The 22,471-nt window shown below is 36.4% G+C and carries 21 protein-coding genes; 10 read left to right on the forward strand and 11 right to left on the reverse strand.

The features are described 5' to 3' along the window. Positions 1-67 precede the first annotated feature (67 nt). Positions 68-1,363: a tyrosine--tRNA ligase gene (gene tyrS / locus L1967_RS00240; RefSeq protein ID WP_249599709.1), complete on the forward strand. Its 1,296-nt coding sequence runs from the start codon at positions 68-70 to the stop codon at positions 1,361-1,363. A 190-nt stretch (positions 1,364-1,553) separates the two neighbouring features. Here tyrS and L1967_RS00245 read toward each other — a convergent pair whose 3' ends face one another. The 5 genes from L1967_RS00245 to L1967_RS00265 form a co-directional block, all read right to left on the reverse strand. Continuing rightward, positions 1,554-2,534 (reverse strand): LuxE/PaaK family acyltransferase, encoded by a 981-nt coding sequence (locus L1967_RS00245; protein WP_249599710.1) that lies wholly within the window; start codon positions 2,532-2,534, stop codon positions 1,554-1,556. A gap of 202 nt (positions 2,535-2,736) precedes the next feature. Then, the gene (locus L1967_RS00250) at positions 2,737-3,081 is read right to left on the reverse strand and encodes a T9SS type A sorting domain-containing protein (RefSeq protein ID WP_249599711.1); all 345 of its coding nucleotides are present in this window, start codon (positions 3,079-3,081) and stop codon (positions 2,737-2,739) included. 159 nt (positions 3,082-3,240) lie between these two features. After that, complete coding sequence (locus tag L1967_RS00255; RefSeq protein WP_249599712.1) at positions 3,241-3,738, reverse strand: T9SS type A sorting domain-containing protein; 498 nt, start codon at positions 3,736-3,738, stop codon at positions 3,241-3,243. 697 nt (positions 3,739-4,435) lie between these two features. Beyond that, on the reverse strand, positions 4,436-6,385 hold the full coding sequence (locus L1967_RS00260) for a hypothetical protein (protein WP_249599713.1): 1,950 nt from the start codon (positions 6,383-6,385) through the stop codon (positions 4,436-4,438). 37 nt (positions 6,386-6,422) lie between these two features. Beyond that, positions 6,423-9,212, reverse strand: coding sequence for a TonB-dependent receptor (locus L1967_RS00265; RefSeq protein WP_249599714.1), 2,790 nt, complete (start codon positions 9,210-9,212; stop codon positions 6,423-6,425). A gap of 173 nt (positions 9,213-9,385) precedes the next feature. On the opposite strand from L1967_RS00265, the gene L1967_RS00270 reads away from it, so the two are divergent. Together L1967_RS00270 and L1967_RS00275 are read left to right on the forward strand one after the other, a co-directional pair. Next, positions 9,386-10,069 carry a response regulator transcription factor gene (locus tag L1967_RS00270; RefSeq protein WP_249599715.1) on the forward strand — a complete coding sequence of 228 codons (684 nt, stop codon included), beginning with the start codon at positions 9,386-9,388 and terminating at the stop codon, positions 10,067-10,069. Further along, positions 10,069-11,154 carry a sensor histidine kinase gene (locus L1967_RS00275; RefSeq protein ID WP_249599716.1) on the forward strand — a complete coding sequence of 362 codons (1,086 nt, stop codon included), beginning with the start codon at positions 10,069-10,071 and terminating at the stop codon, positions 11,152-11,154. The genes L1967_RS00270 and L1967_RS00275 overlap by 1 nt, the downstream gene beginning before the upstream one ends. Here the strand turns inward: L1967_RS00275 and L1967_RS00280 are convergent. Then, on the reverse strand, positions 11,086-12,144 hold the full coding sequence (locus tag L1967_RS00280; RefSeq protein WP_249599717.1) for a glycosyltransferase: 1,059 nt from the start codon (positions 12,142-12,144) through the stop codon (positions 11,086-11,088). The two genes, L1967_RS00275 and L1967_RS00280, sit on opposite strands and share 69 nt — an antisense overlap. A gap of 190 nt (positions 12,145-12,334) precedes the next feature. Here L1967_RS00280 and trmB point away from each other — a divergent pair, with 190 nt between their 5' ends. The 7 genes from trmB (at position 12,335) to L1967_RS00315 (ending at position 17,253) form a co-directional block, all read left to right on the forward strand. Then, positions 12,335-13,009, forward strand: a complete 675-nt coding sequence (trmB, locus tag L1967_RS00285) for a tRNA (guanosine(46)-N7)-methyltransferase TrmB (protein ID WP_249599718.1) — start codon at positions 12,335-12,337, stop codon at positions 13,007-13,009. Positions 13,010-13,018: 9 nt separating this feature from the next. Continuing rightward, positions 13,019-13,642 carry a LysE family translocator gene (locus tag L1967_RS00290; protein ID WP_249599719.1) on the forward strand — a complete coding sequence of 208 codons (624 nt, stop codon included), beginning with the start codon at positions 13,019-13,021 and terminating at the stop codon, positions 13,640-13,642. Next, positions 13,639-13,986, forward strand: coding sequence for an MGMT family protein (locus L1967_RS00295; RefSeq protein ID WP_249599720.1), 348 nt, complete (start codon positions 13,639-13,641; stop codon positions 13,984-13,986). Before L1967_RS00290 ends, L1967_RS00295 begins: the two co-directional genes overlap by 4 nt. 306 nt (positions 13,987-14,292) lie before the next feature. After that, positions 14,293-15,435 carry an Mrp/NBP35 family ATP-binding protein gene (locus L1967_RS00300; RefSeq protein WP_249599721.1) on the forward strand — a complete coding sequence of 381 codons (1,143 nt, stop codon included), beginning with the start codon at positions 14,293-14,295 and terminating at the stop codon, positions 15,433-15,435. Beyond that, the gene (locus L1967_RS00305) at positions 15,436-15,678 is read left to right on the forward strand and encodes a NifU family protein (RefSeq protein ID WP_249599722.1); all 243 of its coding nucleotides are present in this window, start codon (positions 15,436-15,438) and stop codon (positions 15,676-15,678) included. A gap of 144 nt (positions 15,679-15,822) precedes the next feature. Then, positions 15,823-16,884, forward strand: a complete 1,062-nt coding sequence (locus L1967_RS00310) for an NAD(P)/FAD-dependent oxidoreductase (RefSeq protein ID WP_249599723.1) — start codon at positions 15,823-15,825, stop codon at positions 16,882-16,884. Positions 16,885-16,917: 33 nt separating this feature from the next. Continuing rightward, positions 16,918-17,253, forward strand: a complete 336-nt coding sequence (locus tag L1967_RS00315) for a 2Fe-2S iron-sulfur cluster-binding protein (protein ID WP_013070019.1) — start codon at positions 16,918-16,920, stop codon at positions 17,251-17,253. 29 nt (positions 17,254-17,282) lie between these two features. Here the strand turns inward: L1967_RS00315 and L1967_RS00320 are convergent, their stop codons facing one another. The 5 genes from L1967_RS00320 to rpsB all read right to left on the reverse strand — a co-directional run bounded on the left by L1967_RS00320 (position 17,283) and on the right by rpsB (position 22,436). Further along, a complete protein-coding gene (locus L1967_RS00320; protein WP_249599936.1) occupies positions 17,283-18,077 on the reverse strand; it encodes a DUF3050 domain-containing protein in 795 nt (264 codons plus the stop codon). 323 nt (positions 18,078-18,400) lie between these two features. Next, entirely contained in the window at positions 18,401-19,576 is a 1,176-nt protein-coding gene (locus L1967_RS00325) for an acyl-CoA dehydrogenase family protein (protein WP_249599724.1), read from the reverse strand. Between the two features lie 56 nt (positions 19,577-19,632). Then, positions 19,633-20,355 carry a tRNA1(Val) (adenine(37)-N6)-methyltransferase gene (locus L1967_RS00330; RefSeq protein ID WP_249599725.1) on the reverse strand — a complete coding sequence of 241 codons (723 nt, stop codon included), beginning with the start codon at positions 20,353-20,355 and terminating at the stop codon, positions 19,633-19,635. Positions 20,356-20,538: 183 nt separating this feature from the next. Continuing rightward, positions 20,539-21,366: a translation elongation factor Ts gene (gene tsf / locus L1967_RS00335; protein WP_249599726.1), complete on the reverse strand. Its 828-nt coding sequence runs from the start codon at positions 21,364-21,366 to the stop codon at positions 20,539-20,541. A gap of 185 nt (positions 21,367-21,551) precedes the next feature. Further along, positions 21,552-22,436, reverse strand: a complete 885-nt coding sequence (rpsB, locus tag L1967_RS00340) for a 30S ribosomal protein S2 (protein WP_249599727.1) — start codon at positions 22,434-22,436, stop codon at positions 21,552-21,554. Positions 22,437-22,471: the final 35 nt, after the last annotated feature.

Below are 22,471 nucleotides of genomic sequence, written 5' to 3' on the forward strand. Positions count from 1 at the left end.
TAAAGCACTTAGGAAAAATAAGAGTAAATGGTATCTTTACAGCTGTTTTAAGAACAAATTGTTAATTATGAACAAAAATTTTGTTGAAGAGCTTACCTGGCGCGGGATGATTCACGATGTGATGCCGGGCACAGAAGAACATCTAAACGGAGAAATGCGCGCTGCTTATGTTGGTATCGATCCAACAGCAGATTCTTTGCATATTGGTCACCTGGTAGGAGTAATGATGCTTCGTCATTTTCAGTTAGCGGGACATAAACCCTATGCATTGGTTGGTGGTGCAACGGGAATGATTGGAGATCCTTCTGGGAAATCTGCAGAGCGTAATCTTTTAGATGAGGCTACTTTAAGACATAACCAAAATTCGATAAAAGAGCAGCTTTCACGGTTTTTAAATTTTGAAGGATCTGAAGAAAATACCGCAGTTTTAGTGAATAACTATGACTGGATGAAGGATTTTTCGTTTCTTGGTTTTATTCGTGATGTAGGGAAGCATATTACCGTAAACTATATGATGGCCAAAGATTCGGTTAAAAAACGTTTATCTTCAGATGCTTCTGAGGGGATGTCTTTTACCGAGTTTACCTACCAATTAGTACAGGGCTATGATTTTCTTCATTTGTTTAGGGAACACAAGTGTACCTTGCAAATGGGAGGTAGCGACCAGTGGGGAAATATCACTACCGGAACCGAGATGATTCGTAGAATTGGAGATGGTAAAGGATATGCGCTTACCTGTCCATTAATTACAAAGGCTGATGGAACTAAATTCGGTAAAACCGAAGGTGGAAATATCTGGTTGGATGCCAACAGAACCTCGCCATACAAATTCTACCAGTACTGGTTAAATACCAGTGATGCTGATGCGGAAAAGTATATCAAAATATTTACTTTTTTAAGTCAAGAAGAAATAGCCGATTTAATTTCAAAACATCAGGAAGCGCCTCATTTAAGAGAACTTCAGAGAGTTTTGGCGAAAGAGGTTACCGTGATGGTACATTCTGAAGAAGATTATAATAACGCGGTAAAAGCTTCTGAAGTTTTATTTGGGAAAAGTACTGCTGAAGATTTAAAATCTTTGAATGAAGCCACTTTTTTAGATGTTTTTGAGGGGGTGCCACAAGCAGAAGTTTCCAGAGCAGAAGTTGAAGCAGGTTTAGATATGATAGGAGCATTATCTGCGAAAACAGACTTTTTAAGATCGAACGGAGAGGCGAGAAGAGCTTTAAAAGAAAATTCGGTTTCTGTAAATAAAGAGAAAGTAAAAGAAGATTACACCATTACCGTTAATGATCTTATTAACGATAAATATGTTATCATTAATAAGGGGAAAAAGAATACGTATATATTAGTGGTTGTTTAAATTAAAAATCCCCTCTTGATAAATTCAAGAGGGGATTCAACTAACTAACCAATCTAATATGAAAAAAATTTCACTTAGCCACAGAATGAATTTTTGACTTCTCCTATTCTGCGAAGAGGTAGTCGGTTATTTTTCAGGTTACTTACAGCTTTTCAGAAAAAAATAATACTTGTTTAAAAATTCAGCGAAATTATAAAACCATCAGGTTGCAACCACGAATATCGCTATTGTCAAATCTTCCTAAAATTTCTATAGAATGGTCTTTATTTATCTTGCCCAGATCTTGAGTTGCGATAAATGAACAGGAGTTGATATTCGCAAGGTCGATGACGTTTATTCCACCGGTTTTCCCTTTTTTTACTGGCGAAAAAGCATCTTCAGGATCTCTAATAAGGATCTTCATCCATGGCGGGCAATCAAAAATACCATTCCCTTTAGAATAGGCCTGAGAAAGCAGCTCTGTCATCCCATACTCGCTATGAATAGTCGAAACCCCGAAACCTTTAGAGAGGATGCTATGCAGTTCTTCCCGTATCATTTCTTTACGGCGGCCCTTCATTCCGCCGGTTTCCATAACAATAGTATTTTTAAGCTGAAATTGATGATTTTCAACAAGATCCAGTAAGGCAAACGATACGCCGATTAACAGGATTTTTTTTCCGTTTTTATCTAGGGCAATAAGTTTACTTTTTAGTTCATCCAAATTATGTAAATAGAAGTCGCTTTCTTTTTGGTTACTTTTTTGGATAAGATGCTCGACCATATAAATTAATGAAGATCCTTTACGCTCTAAATAAGAGGGAAGCAGTGCTAGAATGGTTAAGTCCCCGGTTGGTCCATAAAACTGCTCAAAAGCTTTATTGAAACTTTCTTCATAAATACTCAAATTGGTGACCAGATGTTTGCTAGTTGAGTTTGCGGTAGTGCCGCTACTGGTAAATGTGATCTCGGCGGGCTTATTTTCAGAAACTATTTGATGGCTTTTAAAGAGCTCGATAGGTAGAAAAGGAATGTCTGATAATGTGAGAACATTTTCAGGTGATTTTTTTAACAGCTCGCAAAAATGACGATAAACTTTGTTATTCTGAAATTGATATTTGAAAATTTCGAGACTAATTTTTAGAAAATCAGCTTCAGATTGAATATCAAAAATTTTGCTTTGTTGTATCATCTGCAATTTTTACTTGATAATCGAGATTATATGCTTCGAGACTTACCTCGAAATAAAAATTATTTTCCTACAAATGCCAGATGGGCTTTCCCAAAGGTAGTTTACACAAAGTTAGAAAGAATATAATTTTCAGAAATAATTAATGGGAATAATAGCGAATATTATCACTGGGATGAACGACGTGGGCCGAAGCCTCTCCTCTTCATTTAACAACGAGCTTACGAGTAGCAATCTCGTTTTGCTCTTTGATTTTTACAATATAGATGCCAGCAACAAGTGAAGAAATGTCTAATTCTTTACCACGAAGTTTCGTTTTTTTTATGGCTTTTCCCAACACGTTGTAGATTTCAATCTCTTTTTCAAGATTTTTGGTGCTGGTGATATAAATTTTATCTCCGGATACCGGATTAGGATAAAGACTAAGGCCTTCGATGGTCTCTGCAGTGGTTTTTTTAGCTATACGTGAATCATTCTGCTGAGCAGTTGCAGGAGCAGCTATCAGTAGAAATAATCCCAATATAAGACTGTAGAGATAATTTTGTTTCATGCTTTCTTAGTCGGTTATTGCAAACTTACAATAAAAAATCAAAAATCATACCTAAAATTTGCTTAATTCGATAAAATGTATTTAGGTTATTTTTAACAGATTAGGAATAGAAAAAGGCTGCGATTGGCAGCCTTTTAAGATTATAGCTATTTAAAACGTTTAGTTTTTAACCTTATAGGTTTTATCTCCAGATTTTACAATGTATAAACCGGGTTGTAAACTTTTTACCGTTTCCCATTCCTCTTGTTCTGAACTAACAGTTTTATCAATTACCTGGACACCTGAAAAGGTGTATACTTTCATGTTTTTTTGAGGAGCAGTGGTTTTCGCTGTCGCTGTCGAAAAAGAACTTCTTGAAGGGTTAAAATATACTTTTACTGCTACGGTATTATTGCTAGTATTTTTGTCTTCTGCTTTTATTCTCGCAATAATGTACCAATACCCAGATAAGCCATATTCAAAATCCGAGGCGAATAAAGTTTTGCTGTAATAGCCGTTACTGCTACCCGCGCAAATCGACGGAATTGATTTTTCTGGACTTAACTTAGCATCATCTGACGCATTAAATGTAGCATTGCTCGATCTATAAAATTCAATTTTCGTTGAACTAGAGCTAGCATCTCCTATATTATCTACGATAAAATTAAATGATAGCATGCTGCTGGAATAGTTTAATCGGTGTGTTACAGTTAAGCTAGAAGAAGAAGCGTCACTTGTTACTCGTGATCCATTCGTATTGAATTTAAGATCTGGCTGTGTATTGCCACTTGGTGGTGTAGTTTGTGGCGGTGTAGTTGTAGAGTTTTGGAAGTATATTGTTTTCGAAAGTCCGTCTCTTGTATGTTTTGCGACAAGGATAAACTTTGTTCCTGGTATTGTAAAAATTCTATCAGCATAGTTTGTTACCCAAGTTTTAAAAGTGTGATAGTCAGAAAAATTTAGAGGCTTGTCGCAATCACAATTACATCTTACGTATGCAATTCTATCTTGTTCAAAATCTGTGTTGGCATAAAGATTTAGTTCTAGTTTTTGATAAGTTCCTTTTATATCAAATTGAAAATCAATTCTTTCATGATTGCTACCATTGGGATTGTATGTGTCGCCTTAATAAATTTCAGAATCATCGGCAATAATTTTAAGATTTTTTATGTCGGGTTGCTGAGAAAACAAGAGACATTAGTAGAAGCCGAATAATAGTAGAGTAATTTTTTTCATAAGGTTAATATTAAAGGTTAGATCTAAAATAAATTAAAGCAATGTCATGTATGTTTTTTTAGAACATTAAGAGTATGTAAACTAAAAAAGGCTGCCAAAATTAATTGACAGCCTAGTATGGGTTGTGAGAATTTAAATCTTATAGTCTGGAATCGATCCAGGACCAAGTAGAAATTTCTACTTGTGTACCCGCTTTGTATTCAGCATTTAATTCTGCATTTACACCATCAATTTTAATATTTGATAATGGGCCGTTATCTTTCATATCTACATTGGTTTCATAACCTTCCAAATAAACATTGTTCATTATGGCGCCAGATTCTTTTTTAAACTGAAGAGCTGTTCCGCCGGTTGTCGATATCGCAGTAAAGTTTTCTAATTGAGGATTTTTATTTGTTCCGTCCGCTTCAACAGCTGTAGAGAATCCTTCAATGGTGTGTTTAACATAAGTATTAGTAACTTTACCATTCCAGCCTTCTGTCCAGTCTACGGCATCATCTTCGTTGTTTTCAAGATAAAGGTTGGTTACCGATACACTTCCTCCAAAAAATTCAACTCCGTCGTCTGCTCCATTAATAACGGCAAGGTTTTCAACTACAGTTTTAGATCCTACAGCGTAAAAAGATACACCGTTATATTGCGAATCTGCGTTAATTTGAGCTCCTGTACCTAAGATTACAAGATTTTTTATACTTCCTGAATCATCTTCATCGTTAGTTCCTCCATAAATGAAACCACCAACTTCAGCAGTTACATCTGTTCCAGATGTTGTAGTAGCTTTTCCGCAAATAGTTAATCCACCCCAGTCGCCAGGATTTTCGTTTTCAGAAGACATAACTACCGGTTTTTCTTCTGTTCCCTGAATGTCTATTTTGCCACCTTTAAGTATAGCGATATAAACGTCTGTTCCTCCGTTTCTAGCTAAAATTTTGGTTCCTGCAGGAATGGTTAAAGTGGCACCATCCTTTACAATGTAATTTGATCTTAACTGATATTCAACTGAGGCATCTAATGTTACGTCACTATCGATAGTTCCCTGAAGAATATTTGAAGCTACGCTACCTTTATTGTTAATCCAGTCAAACATATCTACATCTACGGTAGCTACGGCGTTGTAATTCTTTTCAGGATCTGCAGTTTCTCCATCTATTATGATGTTAGCTAGAGGGCCATTATCTTTCATGTCTATAGACGTATCGTATCCTATAAGCGATAATCCTGTTATTGTAGCACCAGATTCTAATTTAAATTGTAATGCTGTACCTCCTGTAGTAGAAACTGCAGTGAAATTTATAAGCTTAGGATTGTTATTGGTTTTGTCCGCTTCAACAGCAGTAGAGAAACCTTCAATGGTATGAAGAACGTATGTATTGGTAACGGTACCATTCCAACCTTCAGTCCAGTCTACGGCATCATCTTCGTTATTTTCAAGATAAAGATTGGTTATTGAAGCTGCACCACCAAAGAATTCTACACCATCATCAGCTCCATCTATAATAGCGATATTGCTCAATTTTGTTTCTGAACCAACAGCGTATAAAGTAAGTCCGTTATACTGAGATTTAGTATTTATTTGCGCCCCAGCACCTTCAATAACAAGATAATCTATAGAGCCAGAATTATCTGCGTTGTTTGTGCCTCCATAAATAAGACCACTTACTTCTGCAGTAACATCGGTGCCAGAGGTGGTAATTCCTTCTCCTAATAAAATAAGGCCACCCCAATCACCAGGATTACTATTTTTTGATGTCATAATAACAGGTGCATCTTTGGTACCTTTTACATCAATTTTAGCTCCCTGTTGAATAACAATAAAAACCTCCTGTCCTTTCTCGGCGGTAATTTTTGTCCCTGCTGGGATGGTTAAAGTAGCACCAGCTTCAATACTCAAAACACCGGTTAGTTGGTAATCAATATCAGACTCTAAAGTCATATTTTCAGTGATCGATCCATTTAATTCGTCCTCAATTTGTGGAATTTCACCTCCTCCATTAGGATCATCAATGATATCGTCATCGTTACTACAGCTCGTCAGGAATAAGCCTGATAGCATAAGCATCGCAGTAAATTTTCTAAAATTTCTTTTCATAATTTGAGATTTAATTGTTTGTTAGTTAGGTTATAATTTAAAAGTTATAATTAAGGCCAAGACTCAATATACTTCCTCTTGTGTAAGAGCGAACAACTTCTTCAGTCTCAATACTTGTAGTACTAGGTTTTATTTTTTGTGTTCTTTGTATTTCAGGATTTAATAAGTTCTTACCAATAATTCTAAAATTCCAGTGTTCTCCAATGCTTTGGTTAAGTACCGCATCTAGGGTTACAAATCCTTTTTCTATAATTGCTTCGTTATATTGTGTTTGGTATTCTTGTTGGTTGGCAGGAGTTCCTAGCGCATATATTTTATCTGAAGCATAACTAGCGGTAATATTAGCTAGTAAAGGGTTTTCTGAATCTGTACTGAAATTTACAGAGCCATTTAATATCCAATCTGATGCACCTTGTAATCCAGAATCTTTTAAATCTTTATATTTAAAGGTTTGGACTAATCCCCCTTGATCATTATATACATCTTTTAAATCTTGCGAATGCCACATTCTGGTTGCATTAAAATTAAAATTGAAGTTATAGGGAAGTTCTTCGGTAGCTTCGAAAAGATTAAACCTGCTTTCCAATTCAATACCATAAATATTGGCTTCATTACCAGAGTTAAAGTAAGAGAAAACACCTGATGAACCTCTTGTTTGTACTTTGTTTATTGGGTCTTTGATATTTTTGTAAAATCCGGTTAATGAGATTAATTCATCATTTGATGGGAAAAACTCATATTTTACGTCTAGATTGTAATTTTTAGAGGCTTCCAGGTTTTGGTTACCACGTGTTACCTGACCCGTTGGTGAAACATATTCAAAAGGAGCAATTTCTTTAAATTCTGGTAATGTAATTGTTTTGCTCCCTGCTATTCTTAGATTAGTTTTATCACTTAAACCATACTTTATATTAAAAGTTGGATAAATGTTATCGTTATTAATTTGAGAAGAACCTATTCTTCCAGGAATGTTACCAACATCATAAGTAACCTCTATTTGATCATTTTGGTATCTTGCTCCAATATTGAAATTGAATTTTCCTATTTCATAATTGGCAGAAGCAAATCCTGAGGCTGAAGTTAGGTTTGCCTTGTAGCGATCTATTTGTAATTCATTGATCGTTAAATTTCCATTTTGGAAATTCCTTAGTATAAATATACTTGAAATATCATCTATTGATGTTGGGTTAAGAGTATTAGTAGACTTTTCTTCAACGCCTACAAATTGAGAGGCAAAATCCCGGTCTTTATTTCTATAGTTTCCTCCTACAGTGATACTTAATTTCCTTTCTTCTTCTGTGATTAAAGAAATTTTATCTTTTAAAAGGCCGCTAAATTCCTCATCGTTGATGGCTTGCGCCGTTTTTCTTTGTTGAAAACCACCTGTAGTTCCTAATTGAACAAAAGAGCTATTAGGATCAAAGTTAACTTCATTACGAATACGGTTGGGTTCGTCGGCATCTACTATGTTTAATCCAGCTGCCCAATCAATAGCGTGTTTTTCCCCAATTTTATGTTCACCTATAAGTTGGTTAACCAAAAGTCTTGTTTGCTTTGTATTTTGATCTCTTATAAATTGAAACAAACCATCTTTAGGATTTGTTTCTTCAAAGATCACACCTTCTCCGTTTCTACCACCTTCGTAAACTTCATCCTTAACTTTGTTGATTAATAAGCTATTGAATTTAACAGTGTTATTTTCATTCATTTCGTAAATAATGTTTCCTAAGGCAGTTGTGTTTACAGATTTAGAGAAAATCTCGGCATCTGTAATGGAATCATTAATGAAGTTTGATTGAAATTGTCTAAAAACACCTTGATTATGGCTGTATTTAGTAGATTGAGATCCTGTGAAAAATACCTCTAGTTTTTCTCCAATCTTGGTTCCTGCAACAATGCTGTATTGATTATCTATGGGAGCACTTTCTTTTTGCGGACTCCAGCTTTGTGAATATAGCGCCTGTTTTTTTGGTAAATCTTTTTTATAGAAACCTAATGTGATATCATCTTGATTAGGAGAAACCTTGAAATTATCATAGATACCATTTTTAGTTACATTTGTATTAATCCCTATTTTAATACCTAAATTAAGTTCGTTTCTACCAGCAAGTTCACGCGTTGAAATATCGATATTACCAGAGGATTGGTCTGCAGAAGTTTCTGAAGAATAGGTCTTACTAATACTTACATTTTGGATTACTCTGGTAGGAAATAATTCCAGATCAATATTTTTTCGCTCAACATCATCTGATGGTACAGGTAGCCCATTCATTGTAGTGTATAAATAGCGATCACCTAAACCTCTTACAAAAACATCTCCTGAGGCCTCACTACTGGTAACACCTGAGATTTTTGTGGTAGCAGTCGCTACGTCTGAAACCCCCATTTTAGCTAATTGCTGGGCGCCGATACTTTCCTTAATTTCAATAGCGCCCTTTTGCTCCAACAATAATGCTACTTCACTATCCCTTCTGGATACTGTAGTAATCACTACTTCATCTAAAGTAGCTGCACTGGCGCCAAGACCTGTATTGATCTCGGTAACTTTATCGGCAACAACTTTTACATTTGGTATTTCTAAAGTTTCGTATCCCACAAAACTAAAGACAACGGTATAGGTGCCTGGCTCAATTTTATCCAGTACATAAAGACCATCATAATCTGATGTTGTCCCTTTAGAAGTTCCTTTAATTGTTACGTTGGCAAACGGTAATGGTTCGCCGTTCATCTCGCGATCAGTAAGCTTTCCTGCGATAGAACCTGTTGTTTCTTGTGCATTTACTATAGTAGTAAGTAAAAATGCAATGAGTACTAAAAATTTATTCATCCCTTTGTTTGATTCTTGTGTGCAAATTAAAGGGCGTTATGTAAAGCTTGTGTTAACCGCAAATTAACGCTTTGTCATTTTAGTGTTATGTAAAGGTTACTAAATAAATGCGTAAATTGTAGGTTCAAATTAATAATTACATTTACCGCGTATTTGTTAAAATCTATACTAAAATGAAGAAAAAAGACATCAGGATCCTTCTAGTAGATGACGAGCCAGATATCCTAGAGATCGTTGGATATAACCTTTCTGCAGAAGGGTATCAGGTAATTACTGCCGATAATGGCGCTGATGCGGTAAAGGTAGCTAAGAAAAAATCACCTCATTTAATTATTCTAGACGTTATGATGCCGGGCATGGATGGTATAGAAGCCTGTGAGCAAATGCGAAAAATACCAGAATTAGATGATACTATTATTACCTTTTTAACTGCTAGGGGTGAAGATTACTCGCAGATGGCAGGTTTTGATGCCGGTGCAGACGATTATATCACCAAGCCTATAAAACCAAAAGTTTTAATAAGTAAGGTGAAAGCACTACTTAGAAGGTTTAGGGACGAAGAAGCAACATCCAATATTGTAAAGGTAGGGGAGATTGTAATCAATAGAGATGAATATAAAGTAGTAAAGAATAAAGAGGAGATGATTTTACCTCGTAAAGAATTTGAATTACTTTCACTATTGGCCTCTAAACCAGGAAAAGTATTTAAAAGAGAGGATATCCTTGATAAAGTTTGGGGGAACGAAGTTGTTGTTGGAGGGCGTACTATAGATGTACATATTCGTAAATTAAGAGAAAAAATAGGTGACGACAGCTTTAAAACCGTAAAAGGAGTTGGTTATAAGTTTGTAGTTTAATGGCAAAAAAATTTAAGAAGTCCTACACGTTTGCAATAAAGACCTCTTTATATCTAACCTTATTTTTAAGCGGTCTGTGGACTGCTTTTTCTTATTTTTCAGGAAACTTTCACTGGTGGGCACTTTTGGGATTCGCATTGGTGTGCTACACCTTTTCATTTTTTACCACGCAATATCGGGTAGAGAACTTTATCTATAAAAGGATTAAGAAAATTTACGACGACGTATCTTTATTAGACTCTTCTACACTTAATCCTAATCAGGTGACTACAGATATGGCTTCGTTAACCCGAGAGGTGGAGAAGTTTGCCGAAAATAAAAAGCTTGAAATAGAAACCCTTAAAGTGCGCGAGAATTACCGTAAAGAATTTATGGGGAATGTTTCACACGAGTTAAAAACACCATTGTTTACGGTGCAGGGATACATTTTAACTTTGTTAGATGGGGCGATGAAAGATAAAACCGTGCGTAAAAAGTATCTGCAACGAGCCAGTAAAGGAGTAGAGCGACTTATCTATATCGTTAAAGACCTGGATATGATCACCAAGTTAGAAACAGGGGATTTACATCTTTATACTGAAGATTTTGATATTGTTGAATTAATTCAAAATACTTTCGATCTATTAGAGATGAAAGCGGCTAAAAAGAATATAACCCTTACGTTCGATATGGAGTATCAGGAAGCCATTTGGGTGAGAGCCGACCAGGAAAGAATTCAGCAGGTCATTACAAATTTGGTAGTCAATTCCATTAAATACGGAAAAGAAGGTGGTACAACAGAGATTAGTATCGAAAATTTAATTAAAAATAAAGTCATCGTTAGGGTAACCGATAATGGCGAAGGGATTGCGAAGGATAATATTCCACGTTTATTTGAACGTTTTTATCGTGTAGATAAAAGTGGATCCCGTAAAGAAGGTGGTTCTGGTTTAGGCTTGTCTATCGTAAAACATATTATCGAAGCTCATAGCGAAAAAATTTATGTAGAAAGTGTTTTTGGGGTAGGAAGCGAATTTTCATTCACACTCGAAAAGAGTAAAGAGATCCCTAAAAGGGTATTGGAAACTGAAACTACTGAAGCCTGAAAATTCATCTAGTTTTTCTAATTTCTCTAAAGAGAAGTCAGCTTGCTGACAAAATGGGGCTATACCCAGTTTTTCAAAACGTTCTGCCAGATATTCCTGTTCAAATTGTCCGGGAGTTGGTATAAAAAAAGCTTTTGCTTCAATTTTACAAAGATCCATAATTGTAGTGTAGCCCGATCGTGCGATAACGCATTTACAACTATTCAGGGCTTGTTGTAAAAAAGCACCGTAAAGATGATTCCTAATATTGATATTAGGGTTTTTCAAGCTGATTTCTTCCGAAGAAAAAACACCCCTTATAAATAAAATCTTGTGTTCGGTATCTTTAAAAGCATCAAGGAGACGCTTTTCTAAAAAACTTCGCTGAGGTTCGGGTCCAGAAAGGATAATTAAATAATCATAAATTTTTGGCCAGGATCTTCTTTCAATACGGCTTAAAGGACCAATATATTTTAGGGCTGGATTGTTAGTTTTTAAATGTCCAAGGATGCCACTTAGGTTTTTACTGCCTGGTAGATCCGGAATCCAACATTCATCAAACTTTTCAATATATTTTTGCTGAATTTTACTGCTAAAATAGGTGGTGTTTCCTGAAAGGACATTGAGCTGATGTGTTATAAAAACACATTTTAATCGCTTATTTCTTACGCCCCAGCGATTATCTGAAATTATTCCTAAAATTTGATAATCCCGTATAATTCCCTGGGTTGCTTTTTTTTCAGCCTTAATTACTTTTAGAATACGTGGGCTGTCAAAAAGCAATTTCCATTTTAATTTTTTGGGATCTTCGGTATATCTTATATTATAAGAAGGTAATTCCAGGCAAATAATATGTGGGAACTCTTTTTTTAAAAGCCGTAATGCATTACCATCTGAAGCTAAAACAGGTTCGTAATCATTTTTTAGCAGCGCTTTGATAATAGGAATGCATCTGGTAGCATGACCAAGGCCCCAATTTAAAGCCGCAACTAAAATTCGCTTTTTTTGCATTTTACAAATATAGATTCGTAAAGACTTCAGCCGGTTTTTATGCATTAAAAAAACATCACGAAATTTTTAAATCTAAATTTGAATTTTCTAAAAGCTTGTCTTTGAATACTGAAATTATACATTTGTAGTATTAACTTTGCTAAAAACTGAAATATAATTCTATAAATTTGCCGAAAATCAAATTTCAGCTGTGGGAAGTAAGAATAAATTAAAACGTTTTAAAGAGAACGAAACATTTTCAAATGTCATTCAGCCAACGAGGGAAGAGCTTACGGAGGCTGACTTTCAGTATAAAGGAAAATGGAATGCCGATTTTTTTAAAAATGATAAACCAATTGTTTTAGAATTAGGTTGTGGTAAGGGTGAATATAGTCTTGGGCTAGCACAGGCTTTTCCCGAAAAGAATTTTATAGGGATCGATATTAAAGGAGCGCGTTTTTGGCGCGGTGCAAAAACAGCTATAGAAGAAGGATTGGATAATGTGGGGTTTTTAAGAACGCAAATCGAGCTTATCGATGATGCTTTTGCTGAACATGAGGTTAGCGAAATTTGGATCACATTTCCAGATCCGCAGATTAAGTATAAAAGAACCAAGCATCGCTTAACAAACACCGATTTTTTACAGAAGTATAAAAAAATACTAAAGCCAGATGGCTTGGTAAACCTAAAAACCGATAGCGAGTTTATGCACGGGTATACTTTAGGTTTGTTGCATGGCGAAGGGCACGAAGTTATTTATGCCAATCATCATGTTTATAAAAATGAAGGAGCGCCAAAAGAGGTAACCAGTATACAAACTTTCTATGAAAAGCAGTATCTTGAAAAAGGAAAACCAATTACATATATTAAGTTCAGAATAAAATAAAAGGTTTTTTTGGAAGAAGCAAAAATTTTTCTCATTGTTTATTTTGCGGCGCTTTTTGGAGTTTTGCCGCCGGGTTTGGTGAACATGACTGTCGCTAAAACCTGTATTGAGCGTGGTAAGAAAAATGGGATGCTGGTGGCTATAGGAGCTTCTGTAGTTATTCTTCTTCAGGCTTTTATTGCGGTTTTATTGGCTAAATATATTTTTGAACACGAATTTGTACGAAGGATCATGCTTAGAGCGGCCTTGGTGATATTCAGTATGTTAGGAGTGTATTTTTTTGTTCAGGCCAAAAGAAAAAAAGGTATGCCGGCCCATTCCAAGAAAAAACAAAACAGCAGTTTGTATAAAGGCATGATTATAGCTGCGTTAAATATTTTTCCCATCCCTTATTTTTGCGCTATTGCCGGTGCTTTTAACGTAGGGGTTGGCGTTAGCTATAACTGGTTTAAAATTATAGCCTTTGCAGTTGCAGCGTCGCTAGGTAGCTTTACCAGTCTTTACCTGTATGTACTTTCTTTTATTAAGATTGAAAAAAAAGCAGAGAAATTCGCTAAATATTCCAATTACTTCATGGCGGGTTTAATGGCGGTTCTTGTGGTTATTACCATAATTAGAATATACAATTCATGAGTGTGGTAGATAAATCTGGATTTTTTGAAGAAGTATATAAAGTAGCCGCACAAATTCCTGAAGGCCGTGTAACTTCTTACGGTGCTATTGCAAAATATCTTGGTTCAGCAAAAAGTGCGAGAATGGTAGGCTGGGCTATGAATGCTTCTACAAACCGGGAGGATATTCCTGCCCATCGGGTGGTAAATCGAAATGGTGTGCTTACCGGTAAAAGTCATTTTGGAGGGTCTAATGCCATGCAACAATTATTGGAAGCTGAAGGAGTGAAAGTACTAGAGTTGAAAATCGTTGATTTTGAATCTGTTTTTTGGGATCCCATGAGCGAGTTGGGAGAACATTCTTAAGAAATTTATTTCTGTAAGGTTTTGGGTTGTGGTTACACTAAATCTGGAGTGTTTATCCGATAATCGAGACTAAAAGTTTATATCCTGTGCCGTCCCGATAGTGAGATGACTAGGGCATAAAAAACATTTTCTAACAGCTATTTTATGGGCTTGCCCTTCGATAGTTTACTATTCAGAAAACCTGAATTAATTGTATTTATTAGATAATAGATCAATTCTTTATAAATGCTTCGTGTTCTTAGCATTTCAAAGTATATTTGCATTTAGAATCGATCTAATTAGAAGATATTCTGACTAAAAATTTTTATGAAATTAGATAGAAAAGAAATAATCAGAGCATTAGAATCTATTAGTGTTGCCGGAGAAGGTAAAAACATGGTAGAAGGCGGTGCTGTTCAAAACGTTATGACCTTTGGAGACGAGGTCGTTGTAGATTTAGTATTAAGTTCGCCTGCGCTCCATATAAAAAAGAGAGCTGAAGTAGATGTGATGAAAGCTATTCACGAAAAAGTCTATGAAAAAGCGAAAGTAAAAGTAAATATTAAGGTTGAAGCGCCTGCGGCGGAGAAAAAAGCTCCTGAAATTAAAGGAAAAGCTATTCCCGGGATTAAAAACGTAGTGGCCGTAGCATCAGGAAAAGGTGGTGTAGGAAAATCTACCGTTACTGCGAATTTAGCGGTTACTTTATCGAAAATGGGCTTTAAAGTAGGTGTTTTAGATGCAGATATTTACGGCCCATCTGTACCTATTATGTTTGATGTGGCTGCAGAGCGTCCATTATCTGTAAATGTTGAGGGGAAATCTAAAATGAAGCCGGTAGAAAATTACGGAGTTAAAATCCTTTCTATTGGATTTTTCACCAAACCAAACCAGGCGGTGATCTGGAGAGGTCCAATGGCTGCAAAAGCACTAAATCAAATGATTTTTGATGCGGCCTGGGGAGAATTAGATTTTCTTTTGGTCGATTTACCTCCGGGAACAGGAGATATTCATCTTTCCATCATGCAATCCTTGCCCATTACAGGAGCAGTTGTAGTGAGTACACCACAAAATGTGGCATTAGCAGATGCTAAAAAAGGAGTTGCGATGTTTCAGCAGGAAAGCATAAACGTACCCGTGCTGGGTATTGTTGAAAATATGGCGTACTTTACCCCACAGGAGTTGCCGGATAATAAATATTATATTTTTGGTGAGCAGGGAGCTAAAAACCTTTCTGAAGATTTACAGGTGCCATTTTTAGGAGAAATTCCATTGGTGCAAAGCCTTAGGGAATCAGGCGATATTGGTCGTCCTGCCGCACTTCAGGAAAATACTCCTTTAGAGGAATCTTTCAAAGAGCTTACCAGGAATATGGTTCAGGAAACGGTAAACAGAAACAAAAGCTTACCTCCCACCGAGGCGATTAAGATCACCACGATGGCTGGATGTAGTGCGGTTAAAACTAAGTAAATGACAAGCGAAGAAGTAAAAATTAATGTAGAAAAGGCATTAGCCGAAATTCGCCCTTTTTTAGAAAGTGATGGGGGTGATATCTCTTTGGTTGCGATTGAAGACGATCGTTTAGTGAAAGTACAGTTAGAAGGTGCTTGCGTAGGTTGCTCTGTAAATCAAATGACTTTAAAGTCTGGAGTAGAAATGACCATTAAAAAGTACGCACCACAGATAGAAGAAGTAATTAATATACAAAAATAAATAACCTCAGGGCCATGTCATGAGGCATTTATTAGATAATGGTTTTATTTCAAGGTCTCCTGATCCCGATAACCATCTGGATCAGGACGGATCGGAGCATATAATCGCGATTATCGAATAAACTTTCAAATTAACCCAAATAGCATGATTGAAACAGATATGATAATTGTTGGTGCAGGACCAACAGGACTTTTTACTGTTTTCGAGGCAGGATTATTAAAATTGAAATGTCATCTTATCGATGCTTTGCCACAACCAGGTGGTCAATGTTCAGAAATATATCCTAAGAAACCCATATATGATATTCCTGGTTTTCCAGAAGTACTTGCAGGAGACCTTGTAAGTAATTTAATGGAGCAAATAAGGGCTTTTGAGCCAGGTTTTACATTGGGAGAGCGTGCTGAAACCATCGATAAACAAGAAGACGGTAGTTTTATAGTAACCACAAACAAGGGGACTAAGCATCATGCGCCGGTAGTGGTGATTGCCGGAGGTTTGGGAAGTTTTGAGCCAAGAAAACCTCCTATACCAAATATTGTTGGTTTTGAGGACAAAGGGGTGGCTTATATGATTAAAGAGCCAGAAACCTATCGCGATAAAAAAGTAGTTGTTGCGGGCGGAGGTGATTCTGCTTTAGATTGGGCGATTTTTCTTGCCGATGTAGCTTCAGAGGTTTCTTTAGTGCACAGAAGACAGGAGTTTAGAGGGGCTTTAGATTCCGTAGAAAAGGTAGAAGAATTATCCAAAATCGGTAAAATAAAACTAATTACAAATGCCGAGGTTGTTGATCTAAAAGGAGAAGATGATCTTGAAGCGGTAGTAATAAGACATAAAGATACGGCACTTGGTGAAGAGGTTAAAGAAACCGATTATTTTATTCCGTTATTTGGTTTATCGCCAAAACTAGGGCCAATAGGTGATTGGGGACTGGAAATTGAAAAGAACGCCATAAAGGTCAATAATTCTTACGATTATCAAACTAATATTCCCGGTGTGTATGCAGTGGGCGATGTAAATACTTATCCAGGTAAATTAAAGCTGATCCTTTGTGGCTTCCACGAAGCAGCGATTATGTGCCAGAGTGCTTATCAACGTATATTTCCAGATAAGAAATATGTGATGAAATATACTACCGTGAGTGGTGTTGATGGTTTTGACGGAAGTAGAAAAGAAGCGAAAAAAGAAGTAGTTAAAAGTATAAATTAGTAGTGGAAGCCTAGAGCTTCAAAATATAAAGACATGTCTGATATAAAAATTACCATCATAGACAGAGAAGGTGAAGCGCATACTGTAGATGCACCTACAGATATGAATATGAATTTAATGGAAGTCATTCGTTCGTACGAACTTGCTCCTGAAGGTACGATTGGTATCTGTGGTGGGATGGCGATGTGTGCGTCCTGCCAGTGTTATGTGCTTAATTTGGAGCACATGTTGCCAGAGCAGAGTTTTGAGGAAGAAGATATGCTAGATCAGGCATTTTTTGTTGAGGATAACAGCCGTTTAAGTTGCCAGATCCCAATTACCGAAGATTTGGATGGATTGGAAGTGAAATTAGCGCCAGAGTCCACTTAACAATAAATGATATTTAAAAAGCCAATTCTTTAAGAGTTGGCTTTTTCGTTTTTTATGGCGAGTAGATCAATTTCTTGTTCTATTCCATCCCATAATTCAATTCGGGTATTTAAAGCTTGTTTAGCAATGGCTTCAACTTCCTGCCATTTCGCAATGTCTTTTCCGCAAAGATGGGTAATCATTTCAAAGGCCATTGGTCCGTGTTCATCATCATCCAATTCTATATGGCGGTCAAAGTAATATTTGAATAATTGTAAGTCTTTTTCAGGGAAATTCTTTTGGATATTCCCGATAATAGAAGTAAACATCCCAGGGATTAATCCTTCCCTGCCAAAGGTAAATGCAGAGGCTATTTTGTGCGGTTTACCTTCAGAAATGGTTTCAAAAGTAAATTTTAAAAACTGTTTGATGCTCCAGGGTAAATCACTGGCAGCAATAATTAAGTATATATCGGTACCATGAATTACCTGATTTAAAAATGTAGTGATTTTGATGGTATTTGCGCCTGCTTTTTCCATAGCATCAATGTACATCTCATAATGACTTTGGTGTTTCCCGTAGAAATTAACATCGGTTTCCTCGGCCAGTACAATTTCATTGATTAAATATCTGGTTTCAGGATTCCCAACCGGGAACCAGGGATTGGTAGTTTTGGTAAGATTTTGCTGTAAAGCTTTTAGTAACGACATAAAATCCCAAACTGCAAAAATGTGGTGCTCCATAAATATTTGCAATTCCTTTGGAGTGGTTACTTTTGAATATAGCGTGTGGTTTAGTAAAGTTTCTACCTGTGGTTTTAAAACTTTATTGATGTCTTTAATCATAGCTTCACTTAAATTTGCCGCAAAAATACTCGCTGGCATGGGGATTTTAAAATTGTAACAGTCTTTTTGCAAATTGTTAGTAGCAAATTTCGGTAATTCTGGTTAAATTGAAAGATATTATGATTGGATTAACTCATTTTCATATCATTATTTTTTATTCTGAAAAATCTAAAGATTTCCTCAGGGTAGAGGGGGTGATGCCCAAAAAGGAAGTGAAATTAAAAACCAAATGCTGCGAGAAATATAAAAAAGGCAAACGATGTAAGCGCTGCCCTTGTTTTGATCTTTTGTAACTCGATTTTATCGAATTTGGAATCTAATTTTTAAAAAGCGGGATGTCCTGTAATATCCATTCCCGTGATTAGCAGATGAATATCATGGGTGCCTTCATAAGTAATAACACTTTCAAGGTTCATCATGTGGCGCATGATGCTGTATTCTCCCGTTATTCCCATCGCTCCTAAAATCTGGCGAGCTTCTCTGGCAATTTTTAAGGCCATTTCAACATTGTTTCTTTTAGCCATGGATATTTGTGCTGAAGTTGCTTTTCCTTCATTCCTAAGAGTCCCCAAGCGCCAGGCTAATAACTGGGCTTTGGTAATTTCAGTAATCATTTCAGCTAATTTTTTCTGCTGAAGTTGCTTTACCGCAATAGGTTTTCCAAACTGAATTCGTTCTTTAGCATAACGCAATGCGGTGTCGTAACAGTCCATTGCTGCTCCAATAGCGCCCCATGCAATTCCATATCTTGCAGAATCAAGGCAGCCAAGTGGTGCGCCCAATCCGTTTTTTTCGGGTAAAAGATTTTCTTTTGGTATTTTAACATCATTAAAAATAAGTTCACCGGTGGCACTGGCGCGAAGGGACCATTTATTATGAGTTTCGGGCGTAGAGAATCCTTCCATGCCACGTTCCACTATAAGCCCGTGTATGCGGCCTTCTTCGTTTTTTGCCCATACTACTGCGATATCTGCAAAAGGAGCATTAGAGATCCATAATTTCGCTCCGTTTAGTACATAATGATCCCCTTTATCTTTAAAATTGGTAAGCATTCCGCCAGGATTCGAGCCAAAATCTGGTTCGGTTAAACCAAAACATCCTATTAATTCACCAGAAGCCAATTTTGGAAGGTATTTTTGCTTTTGTTCTTCACATCCGTATGCGTAGATAGGATACATTACCAAAGACGACTGTACCGAGGCGGTAGAGCGTATTCCGCTGTCTCCTCTTTCGATTTCCTGCATAATGATCCCGTAGGAAATCTGGTCTAAGCCGGCACCGCCATAACTTTCAGGAATGTATGGCCCAAAAGCGCCAATTTCAGCTAAGCCTTTTAGTAAACCTTTTGGGAATTCTGCTTTCTGAGCGGCATCTTCTATAACCGGGCTTAGCTCTTTTTTAACCCAGGCGCGCGTCGCGTCGCGTACCATTTTATGTTCGTCGTTCAGTAAATCGTCAAGATTGTAATAATCTGGTGCTGTAAAAAGATCTGGTTTCATTTGCAATGTGTAGTTTCATTAAATGTAACCAAGTTTTTAATAGGAATCAATAGAAATTACATTTTCAGATAGAAGGGAGCAACTAATTTTTGATATTCGTTAGTATATTGATGTCTTTCGTGCTCAATTATTAATTCATCCTTTACGACTTCAATGGGCTTTGCTCCCAATAAAACAAGACATCTTTTGATTGCAGAAGTAGGGGTTCCTTTTACGTAAGTGATTTTTTCAGGGAAAAGATTAAAGTTACCGGCAATTTTTAGAAAAACCTGTTCTTGATCCTTAGGGATAATAACGGCTAGTTTCCCTTCTTCGGAAAGTAAATAAGTTGATCCTTCCAATAATAATTCAAATGGTAAAGCATCCTGAAAACGGGCCATATCCCTTTCTTCTGAAGCACTTTTGAAGTCTGAATTATAGAATGGCGGATTAGAAATGATAAGATCATATTTTTCTTCGTCCTGCATTTCTTCTACAAACTCGCCAAACTCGGCATGGTAGCAAAAAAGGCGATCGCCCCAATCACTACGTTCAAAATTTTCTACGGCTTGTTCGTAGGCGGCTTCATCAATTTCCAGAGCATCTATAAGTTGTGCAGAACAACGCTGTGCCATCATAAGAGCGATGACTCCTGTGCCGGTACCAACGTCTAAAATACTATCGGTATTTTCGCTAATATCGGCCCATGCGCCTAAAAGAACACCATCTGTGCCTATTTTCATGGCACATCGATCCTGAAGGACTTCAAATTGTTTGAATTTAAATGGTTTTTGGGACATAGATTTAAACTACCTCAGGGCAAGTCCATGAGAGATTTATTAGAAAATTATTTTTTATTTCGAAGTATCCCGATCTTTATAGTCATTGGGACGGGCCGAGGTATTTAATCTCGGTTATTAAGTAAAATAAAAAAAACCGCTTCAATTGAAGCGGTTTTTGTCGATATATTTTTTCCGAAGAAATTATTCTCCTAAAGCAACTCTTTCAAAAGCAACTACAGTAAGATCTGAATCTACAGATTTTACGTATTCTGCAACAGATAATTTGTTGTCTTTAATGAATGCCTGGTTTACTAAAGTATTGTCTTTAAAGAAACGCTTAATTTTACCTTTAGCTATATTGTCTAACATGTCTTCTGGCTTCCCTTCAGCTCTTAACTGGTCTTTTGCGATCTCGATTTCTTTCTCGATAGTCGTTTGATCTACACCTTCTTCGTTAAGGGCAACCGGGTTCATGGCAGCAGCTTGCATAGAAACGTCTTTTGCAGCTTCTTCAGCACCTTCTACGTTTTTAGAAAGACCGGTTAAAACAGCAATTTTGTTACCAGCGTGAATGTAAGATCCTACGAAAGGAGCTTCTAAAATTTTAAAAGATCCGATCTCGATTTTTTCACCTATAACTCCGGTTTGTTCAGTTAATTTATCCTGAACTGAAATCCCGTTGTAATCTGCAGCTAAAAGCTCTTCTTTAGTAGAAAAGTTAAGGGCTAACTCTGCAAAATCATTAGCTAGTTTTACGAAATCATCGTTTTTAGCTACGAAATCTGTTTCACAGTTTAAAGAAATAACAGCACCTTTAGTAGCATCTGCATTTACTTTAGCAATAGCAGCTCCTTCAGAAGATTCTCTGTCTGCTCTTTTAGCAGCTACTTTCTGTCCTTTTTTACGAAGAACTTCGATTGCTTTATCAAAATCACCATCAACTTCTACAAGAGCTTTTTTACAGTCCATCATTCCTGCTCCCGTAGCTTTTCTCAATTTATTTACTTCAGCGGCGGTTATCTTTGCCATAGTTGTTTTAGTTTTTAATCCCTCATGGAGGGTTTAATTCCCCGAGGCTTGCCTCGAAATTGTATAAAAAGTTTTCAGACTCAACCTCGCTGGTTTCCCTTGAGGTTCTTGATAGTATGAGTCGTTTAGTTATTTTGTAAAGAAATAAACTAAACGACTCATAGAGTTTACCAAAATGTTATATTTTATTCTTCTTCGTTAGAAGAGGTCGCTTTCTCTAAAGTTTCCTGTTTAGACTCTAATTTAACATCTTTCTTAGCCTCTTTCATGGCTTTTTTGTCTGATGCGTCTTTAGATGGAACTTCTCCTTCTGCTTTTGGCATTTTTGGAGCTTTCTCGCTTTTACTTTCTTTATCCTCTTTTTTAGAATCTTTGTTAGATTTTCTATCAGATAAACCTTCTACGATAGATTCTGATACATAAGATACTACTTTGTCGATGGATTTTGAAGCATCATCGTTGGCAGGAATTACATAATCCACTTCACGAGGATCTGAATTCGTGTCTACCATAGCAAAAATTGGAATGTTTAATTTTTGAGCTTCTTTTATTGCAATATGTTCACGAGTAATATCTACTACAAATAATGCTCCTGGAAGTCTGGTCATATCTGCAATAGATCCTAAGTTTTTATCTAACTTAGCTCTTAAACGATCTACCTGAAGACGTTCTTTTTTAGAAAGAGTATTAAAAGTACCGTCTTTTTTCATTCTATCGATAGAAGCCATTTTCTTAACAGCTTTACGGATAGTAACAAAGTTGGTAAGCATACCACCTGGCCATCTTTCTGTGATGTAAGGCATGTTTGCTTTTTCAGCTTGCTCAGCTACGATTTCTTTTGCTTGTTTTTTGGTAGCAACGAAAAGTATTTTTCTGCCGCTGGCTGCTATTTTTTTAAGGGCTTCACCAGCCTCTTGCATTTTAGCAGCACTTTTATATAGGTTGATGATGTGAATACCATTACGCTCCATATAAATGTAAGGAGCCATGTTTGGATTCCATCTTCTTGTTAGGTGTCCAAAGTGTACACCTGCATCAAGTAATTCTTTAACTTCTACTTTATTTGCCATTTTTGTAATAGTTTACTTTCTGTTGAGATAGCAAC

This window comes from Zunongwangia pacifica (genome assembly GCF_023499215.1).
Taxonomy (GTDB): domain Bacteria; phylum Bacteroidota; class Bacteroidia; order Flavobacteriales; family Flavobacteriaceae; genus Zunongwangia; species Zunongwangia pacifica.